This window comes from Gordonia cholesterolivorans (assembly GCF_039531975.1).
GTDB classification, from domain to species: Bacteria; Actinomycetota; Actinomycetes; order Mycobacteriales; family Mycobacteriaceae; genus Gordonia; species Gordonia sihwensis.
Genome location: NZ_BAAARB010000042.1, coordinates 1 through 6,950, shown reverse-complemented (window position 1 = coordinate 6,950; position 6,950 = coordinate 1). Strand labels below are relative to the sequence as shown.

Annotated in this window: 5 protein-coding genes and 2 pseudogenes; 2 read left to right on the top strand and 5 right to left on the bottom strand. The window is 62.8% G+C overall.

From position 1 onward, the window contains the following. Positions 1-123 precede the first annotated feature (123 nt). A pseudogene (locus ABFX36_RS18720) lies at positions 124-1,281 on the bottom strand (IS256 family transposase); the annotation flags it as partial. Positions 1,282-1,392: 111 nt separating this feature from the next. Here ABFX36_RS18720 and ABFX36_RS18715 point away from each other — a divergent pair. Then, positions 1,393-1,677: pseudogene (locus ABFX36_RS18715) on the top strand (integrase core domain-containing protein); the annotation flags it as partial. A gap of 222 nt (positions 1,678-1,899) precedes the next feature. Here the strand turns inward: ABFX36_RS18715 and ABFX36_RS18710 are convergent. The 4 genes from ABFX36_RS18710 to ABFX36_RS18695 are packed head-to-tail and all read right to left on the bottom strand — an operon-like array spanning position 1,900 to position 5,504. Continuing rightward, complete coding sequence (locus ABFX36_RS18710) at positions 1,900-2,574, bottom strand: transglutaminase-like domain-containing protein (RefSeq protein WP_005195131.1); 675 nt, start codon at positions 2,572-2,574, stop codon at positions 1,900-1,902. Then, positions 2,571-3,770: an NAD(P)/FAD-dependent oxidoreductase gene (locus tag ABFX36_RS18705; RefSeq protein WP_005195132.1), complete on the bottom strand. Its 1,200-nt coding sequence runs from the start codon at positions 3,768-3,770 to the stop codon at positions 2,571-2,573. The genes ABFX36_RS18710 and ABFX36_RS18705 overlap by 4 nt, the downstream gene beginning before the upstream one ends. After that, a complete protein-coding gene (locus tag ABFX36_RS18700) occupies positions 3,767-5,158 on the bottom strand; it encodes a cytochrome P450 (RefSeq protein WP_005195133.1) in 1,392 nt (463 codons plus the stop codon). The genes ABFX36_RS18705 and ABFX36_RS18700 overlap by 4 nt, the downstream gene beginning before the upstream one ends. Positions 5,159-5,183: 25 nt before the next feature. Next, complete coding sequence (locus tag ABFX36_RS18695) at positions 5,184-5,504, bottom strand: 2Fe-2S iron-sulfur cluster-binding protein (RefSeq protein WP_005195134.1); 321 nt, start codon at positions 5,502-5,504, stop codon at positions 5,184-5,186. 100 nt (positions 5,505-5,604) lie between these two features. Here ABFX36_RS18695 and ABFX36_RS18690 point away from each other — a divergent pair, with 100 nt between their 5' ends. Then, positions 5,605-6,621: a helix-turn-helix domain-containing protein gene (locus tag ABFX36_RS18690; protein WP_005195135.1), complete on the top strand. Its 1,017-nt coding sequence runs from the start codon at positions 5,605-5,607 to the stop codon at positions 6,619-6,621. The last annotated feature ends 329 nt before the right edge of the window (positions 6,622-6,950 follow it).

Genomic DNA, 6,950 nt, shown 5'->3' with positions numbered 1-6,950 from the left:
CACGGATACCTCGGCGACGTCCCGCCCGCCGAGTTCGAGCACGCGTTCTATGCTGTCCAAGCCGACCGCGAACAGCTGGTCGGAATCAAATAGCGCGAGTCTCCATCAAACCCAGGGCGCTTCAGACTGCGCGGCCTCGATCAGTTTGTAGGCCATCGCGATGCCGGCCGCGCGGGATCCGGGGCCTTTGGTGACTTTGGTCCGTAGCCGCACGGTCGCGAACGTCGACTCGATCGGATTGGTGGTCCGCAGATGAATCCAATGCTCAGCGGGATACCGATAGAACTCCAGGAGCACGTCGGTGTCGTCGACGATCTTGGCCACGGCTTTCGGATACTTGGCACCGTAGGTCTTCTCGAATGCAGCGATGGCTTGACGGGCATGCTGTTCGTCTTCGGCGTTGTAGATTTCCTGCATCGCTTTGATAGCGTTGGGGTGTGCCGATTTCGGCAGTGCCGCAAGCACATTGGCTTGCTTATGAAACCAGCAGCGTTGTTCCCGGCTCTCGGGGAACACCTCGCGGACACCGGCCCAGAACCCGAGCGCGCCGTCCCCGACCGCCAGGGTCGGGGACGGCATGCCACGGCGTTTACAGCTGCGCAGCAGATCGGCCCACGACTCGGTCGATTCCCGGTAGCCGTCAGCGAGCGCGATCAACTCCTTGCGGCCGTCGGCGCGGACGCCGATCATGACCAACAGACACAGCTTCTCCTGCTCCAGGCGCACCTTGAGGTGGATGCCGTCGACCCACACGTACACATAGTCGGCGGTGATGTCGCGGTCGGCGAAGGCTGCGGCTTCTTTCTGCCACTGGGCAGTGAGTCGGCTGATGGTGGCCGCCGACAACCCAGCGCCGGAACCGAGGAACTGCTCGAGTGCCGGCCCGAAATCGCCGGTGGACAGTCCATGCAGGTACAGCAGCGGCAGGACCGCGGAGATCTCCGGGCTTTTGCGTGCCCACGCCGGCAGAATCTTCGACGAGAACCTCTGCCGCTCACCGGTGTCTGGGTCGATGCGCTTGTCGTTGACCCGCGGTGCCTTCACCGCAACCGCACCCGCAGCGGTCATCACCTCGCGCTCGTTGTGGGAGCCGTTACGCACCACCAGACGGTGCCCGTTCTCATCGACCTGATCGGTGAACTGGTCGATGTAGGCGGCGACCTCGGCGCGCAATGCCGCGGCGAGCATCTGCCGAGCACCGTCTCGGACGATCTGATCGAGGATGGAGCGGTCCTCGCCAGCCGGGTTGGAACCTTCGTTGGAGTTGACTACCGTGAGCACGAGGCGTGCCTTTCCGCCAGCGCTGCAACGCTGACTTGATCAAGTGACTACCAGGATCATATTTACGGGAAGGCACGCCCTCCCTGATCCACAGGTCTTGATCATTCCTCCGTCGCCCACGCCGTACGCGACTGGTGCCGATTCACCGGCACCGGAGCCTTGTTCATCGACCCCGGTTCGCCATGGCAGAACGGCTGGATCGAATCGTTCAACGGTCGACTACGCGATGAACTGCTCAACTCGTGGCGCTTCGATTCTCTGCTCGAAGCCCAAGTGATCACCGAGGATTGGAGGACCGACTACAACACCGCCAGGCCCCACAGCGCCCACGGCGAACTCAGCCCCGCTGAATTCGCTCTACAGTGGACCACGACCCACCAATCCCAAGCCGCATAGCGACTGGACCACCAAACGGGTCCCCCTCACCATCAAGTCGCGCATCGCGCTGGAGCCGCAATGGCCGCCCATTCGGTGTGGATAGGTGTCGAGCAATGACTCGGACATTGTCATGGTCTCCCTAGTGGTGGTGGACACTGTGCGACGGGATCTGGCCGACAGGTGGTGGCACGGGTGTTCGAGCGGGCAGTAACCTGCGGCGGTAGCCCGCCGGAGCGCACACTATGCGCGGAATGCGTCGGACGGAGCTGGCCGTCCCGAGAAGATCAGAGGGCCGTAGGCATGCCGCAGGCCCGCCAGGATTTCCTCGAGGGGCAAGTCGTTGTAGACGCCGCGTTCGTGCACGTACTCCATGTGCGCGGAGCCGTCCGCCGCGTGCGCGTGAAACAACGCGTCGCGATCGCCGGTGAAGTCGATAGGTGGGACCCCGAATCGAGTGCACAATTCAATGTTGAACGCGGGTGTAGCTTTCAACCAGCGCCCCTCGATGTAGACGTGGCTGTATCCGTGATATACGAAGACGTCGGTTCCCATGAGTTCGCGCAGCGCGTCGGTCTGCAGATGATTGCGTACATCAGCGAAGCCGAGCCGGGCCGGTATGTTTGCCGCGCGGAACGCGGCTGTCAGTACGACCGCTTTGGGTACGCAGTACCCACGTCCGGACTCGATGACATGGCTGGCCCGGTAATGATCGGGCTTGTCAGAGACGGTGTAGGGGTCGTAACGGATCTGGTCTCGGACTGCGGCGAAGAGGCGCCGCGCCTTCTCGCGATCGGTGTCCGCGTCGCCGACCGCGTCTTGGGTGAAGGCCTGCACGGTCGCGTGATGGATGTCGAGGAAGGTCGATGCTGTGAGCGCCGCCGCCGGCCTTTCCGCTGCCGCGGGTGATGTGGTCATGGTGTGGCTCCGATCAGTTCGGACCTGTCGAGCGACGAACGCTGTGCGATCGTACGCTTCGCGTTCATGAAATCCTTGGGTCTGTTGACGCAGTCCGCGGCGATCAGCTCGCCGTCGTTGAAGTAGTAACAGGTGAAGTCACGGTCGTGGTCAGGGTCACCGCTGACCAGTACCTCGTCGTACCCGGTGTTGAGCCCGGCGATCTGCAGCTTCAGATCGTATTGATCGGACCAGAACCAAGGCAGCGCGGTGAGACCGGCTTCGTTGCCGCAGATGGTCGCTGCCGCGACCTTGGCCTGCTCGGTGGCGGCCGCCACACATTCGAGGCGGACGCGCCTGTCGTACCGTGCGATCCGTTGGTTGACGCAGTCGCCGGCGGCGACGATGTCGGGGTCGCTGGTGCGTGCATGGTCGTCGACGATGACTCCGTCGTCAACCTCGAGGCCCGCGGCGACCGCGAGATCCGTGTTGGGAATGATGCCGACACCGACGATGACGAGGTCCGCGGCCAGGGTCTCACCGTCGGCGAGCACCACCTCTTCGACTCGCCCCTCCCCGCGAAAACCCTCGACCAACGCGCTGGTGCGAACATCGACACCCTCGGTCCGGTGGGTACGGTCGAAAAACCTCGAGACCACCGGCGCGGTCACCCGCTCGAGCACGCGTTCCGCAGCCTCGAGAACAGTGACGTCCACACCCTGAGCTCGAAGTGAGGCGGCCGTCTCCAGGCCGATATAGCCGCCGCCGACGATGACGGCCCGGCAACCTGGCACCACCGCGGCACGGATGGCCTCGACGTCGGTGGCGGTGCGCAAGTAGTGGACGCCCGTCAACTCGGCGCCCGGAACGGTCAGCGCGCGGGCGCGCGCGCCGGTGCACAGTGCCAGCGTGGCGTAAGACACCACGTCTCCACTGTTGAGGGTGACGGTGTGCGCGGAACGGTTGATCGCCGTCGCCGTTCCGTCCACGAGCTCGATCCGCTGCTTGTCGTAGAACTGACGTCCGCGGATCGCGCAGTCATCAAGCTGTGATGCACCTGCCAGGTATGCCTTGGACAGCGGTGGACGCTGGTAGGGGAGCCTGCCCTCGTCGCCGATCAGCAAGACATCCCCGGCCCATTTCTCCTTTCGGAGAGCGCCCGCGAGTTGGACGCCGGCGTGGCTCGCGCCGAGGATGACGACCTGATCAGCCGTCACATTTCCCCCTTGGGGGTCAGGCGAACCATCATCTTGCTGATCCCACGGACAAAGTTCGATTGCACGTACTCCGGCTCACCCACCACCTCGATGTTGTCGAAGCGAGGGAGGAGCTCCTCCCACAGGATGCGTAGCTGGAGCTCGGCGAGCCGGTTGCCCATGCAGCGGTGTACACCGAAACCGAACGCGATGTGGTTGCGGGCGTTGGCCCGGTCGATGATGAGCTCGTCTGGACGCTCGAAGACGCGCTCGTCTCGGTTGCCCGAGGCGTACCACATCACCACCTTGTCACCCTTGCGGATGAACTGGCCGCCGAGCATGACGTCCTTCTTGGCGACCCTGCGCATGTAAGCAAGAGGGGTCTGCCAGCGGATGATCTCCGACACCGCGTTGGGGATGAGGTCGGGGTTGGCCTTGAGCTTCTCGAACTGCTCGGGGTATTCGTTGAGGGCCAGCACTCCGCCGCTCATGGAGTTGCGGGTCGTGTCATTGCCGCCGACGATCAGCAGCACGAGGTTACCGAGGAACTCCATGGGGCGATCGTCGAGGAGGTTCTTGGTGTCCTCGTTGCTTTGCAGCATGGTGATGAGGTCGAAGCCAGGCTCTTCGCCGGCCACGGTACGTGCCGCCTTGTCCCGCCACAGCGAACTCAGGCCTTGCGCCATCGCGACCATCTCACGGAAGACCCTGTCGTTGTCCGAGGGGCCGCCGTTGGCCTGCTCCATCGAGGTCGCGAGGTCGGACCATTCGACCAGCTTGTGCCGCTTGTCGTAAGGGAAGTCAAGTAGCGTCGCGAGCATGCGTGCAGTGAGTTCGATCGACACAGTCTGGACCCAGTCAAACGGCTCGTTGAGTGGGAGGCCGTCGAGGACTTCGCGGACGCGCGCGCGGATGAGCCCCTCCATCTCACGAAGGTTCTTCGGAGCCACCACGCCCTGCACTGCGGCGCGCTGCTTGTCGTGCCGGGGCGGATCCATCGCGATGAACATCGCGATGTCCATGAAACGCGGGGGCCTGCCGATGATGATGAACGGTTCGGCGGAGAACGCCTCGTGATTCTTGTCGACCGCGATGATGTCGGCGTGTCGCGTGACCGACCAGAACGGACCGAAGGGGCTCTCCGAACGGAAGTGCACCGGCGCCTCGTTGCGGACACGCTCGAAGTACGAGCGCCACATACCCTGGCGATACAGGAACGGGTTACTCAGGTCGATTTCGGCGAGATCGACCTCGTCCACCGGCGGGATCGGGGTCTCGGTGAAGATCTTCTGGCCGTCGGTCCTTGTGACGATTCGGCGGGTCTTGTCATAGACATGCGCCCCCCGGATCTGAAGGTCGATCGGGATCATTGATTGCGCCTTCTCGGCGACGGTGGCTGCGATGCTCATGATTGCATTCCTTCGTCGTTGCGGGTCAGAGTTGGAATTCCGGGAGGCGAACAGTCAGGCCGTCCCACTCCTCAGTCGCGATCATCTGGCAGGACAGCCGCGAGGTTCCTTCCCGTTCCGGATGCATGCTCAGCATCTCTTCCTCGCCCTCGCCGCTGCGCCCGACGGTCTTGATCCACGCCGGGTCGACAATGACGTGACACGTACCGCAGGCCGCTTCGCCACCACAATCACCGTCGATGCCGGGGACGGCTTCGTCGACGGCGGTCTGCATGAGCGACTTCCCCTCCACGAGATCGGCTTCGTAGTCGTCTCCATCGTGGGTGATGTATGTGATCGTGGCCATGGCCACCTCCTTGCACGTATGAGGTTCCCCTTGAGTGTAAATGTGCGGATCCCGACCGATCCATGTGTGAACGTCGCAATCTGTTGTTAATCTGGCTCACGTGACCCTCGGTGAATCCGGTGTGCCCCCGTTGGCGTTTGCACAGCTTCTCGACAGCGGTGCGCTGGGCACGGAGGCGACGAGCGCATTCGGTCGGATAATGGCCCAGGAGGGCACCGACCTCAGAACGTTGATCACGCAAGAAGCGCAGGTGCCGATGCAATGGTTTCATGACGTGTATCCGACGATGGGGCCGCACGACGGGTTTCGGCTGGGCCTCGCATTCGCTGAGCACGCTCAGCTGACCTCCTTCGGTCCACTGAGCCTGCCGCTGGTCAGTGCCGGGTCGGTCGTTGACATCGTCGAGTTGCTTCGTTTTCTGCCGTTGATCTCGACGGCGCTAAGTGCGGACTTTCATCATGGCGCCAGTGGTCTTACCATCGGTCTCGCAGGGCGCACCGACAGCGCGGGTACCGACTGCTTTGCCGTCACTTATGGGGGCCTGACCGTTCTGCGTCTGGTGAAAATACTCACAGGAGATGTGTCCTCAGCAGAGTTACACCTGACCTGCCCGGCGCCGACCGAGCCGCTGAACGTGGGAGAGATAGGGCATCGAGTCGTCTTCGATGCGCCAGCGTCATTTGTTCGCATACCAGCCGAGGCGCTTCATGAGGTGTGCCGCTTTTCCGATCCCGTCGCCTACCGGATCGGTACCGCCGAACTGCGACGGCTCTGCGATCAGCGGCGTCACAACTCGTACACGCAGCGCGTCCGAGCCCAGTTTGATGCAGACCCTGCTCGAGTCAACGCTAGTCGGATCGCAGCAGAGCTGTCGGTATCGGTAAGCACACTCAAACGGCACCTACACGCCGAGGGCACCACCCTGCGCCGCCTACGACAGCAATTCATGCAGGAGCACGCCATCCTCCGACTTCTCGATCCCGGCGTCGGAATCGGCCAGATTGCTACCGAACTGGGGTACTGCGACGTCGCAAGCTTTTCTCATGCGTTTGCTCGGTGGGTCGGCTGCTCCCCGTCGCAGTTTCGACTTCGACGTGCACGCCCGCCAGCCGCATGAATGCTCGACCAGCCCAATCGGGGCGTCAGCTGATTACACCACAACGAATTTCGCGACTGGTTCATAACGTTTCGATACGGTAACCCGGGCCCGCCCCGTCCGAAGCGCACGGTCGTTACAAGTCAGCCAGCATCGCCTACGCGGCAATTCTCAGCCACACCTCAACGTCTGCCGCCTCGCCGAGGACACCAGCCGGTTCGTTCTAGCCTCGGGCTTTCATCGCTGAATTCGCCTGACCTGCCGTTTTCATGAAGAAAGGTGCTCTGAGCTGCAATAATTGTTGTTGCGAAACGACAATCACAAGCAGGGCAAGGAGCACCTTTCTGGTG

Coding starts and splice junctions, on each gene's coding strand:
- ABFX36_RS18710 (WP_005195131.1), bottom strand. CDS start 2,574: ATGACCACATCACCCGCGGCAGCGGAAAGGCCGGCGGCGGCGCTCACA.
- ABFX36_RS18700 (WP_005195133.1), bottom strand. CDS start 5,158: ATGAGCATCGCAGCCACCGTCGCCGAGAAGGCGCAATCAATGATCCCG.
- ABFX36_RS18695 (WP_005195134.1), bottom strand. CDS start 5,504: ATGGCCACGATCACATACATCACCCACGATGGAGACGACTACGAAGCC.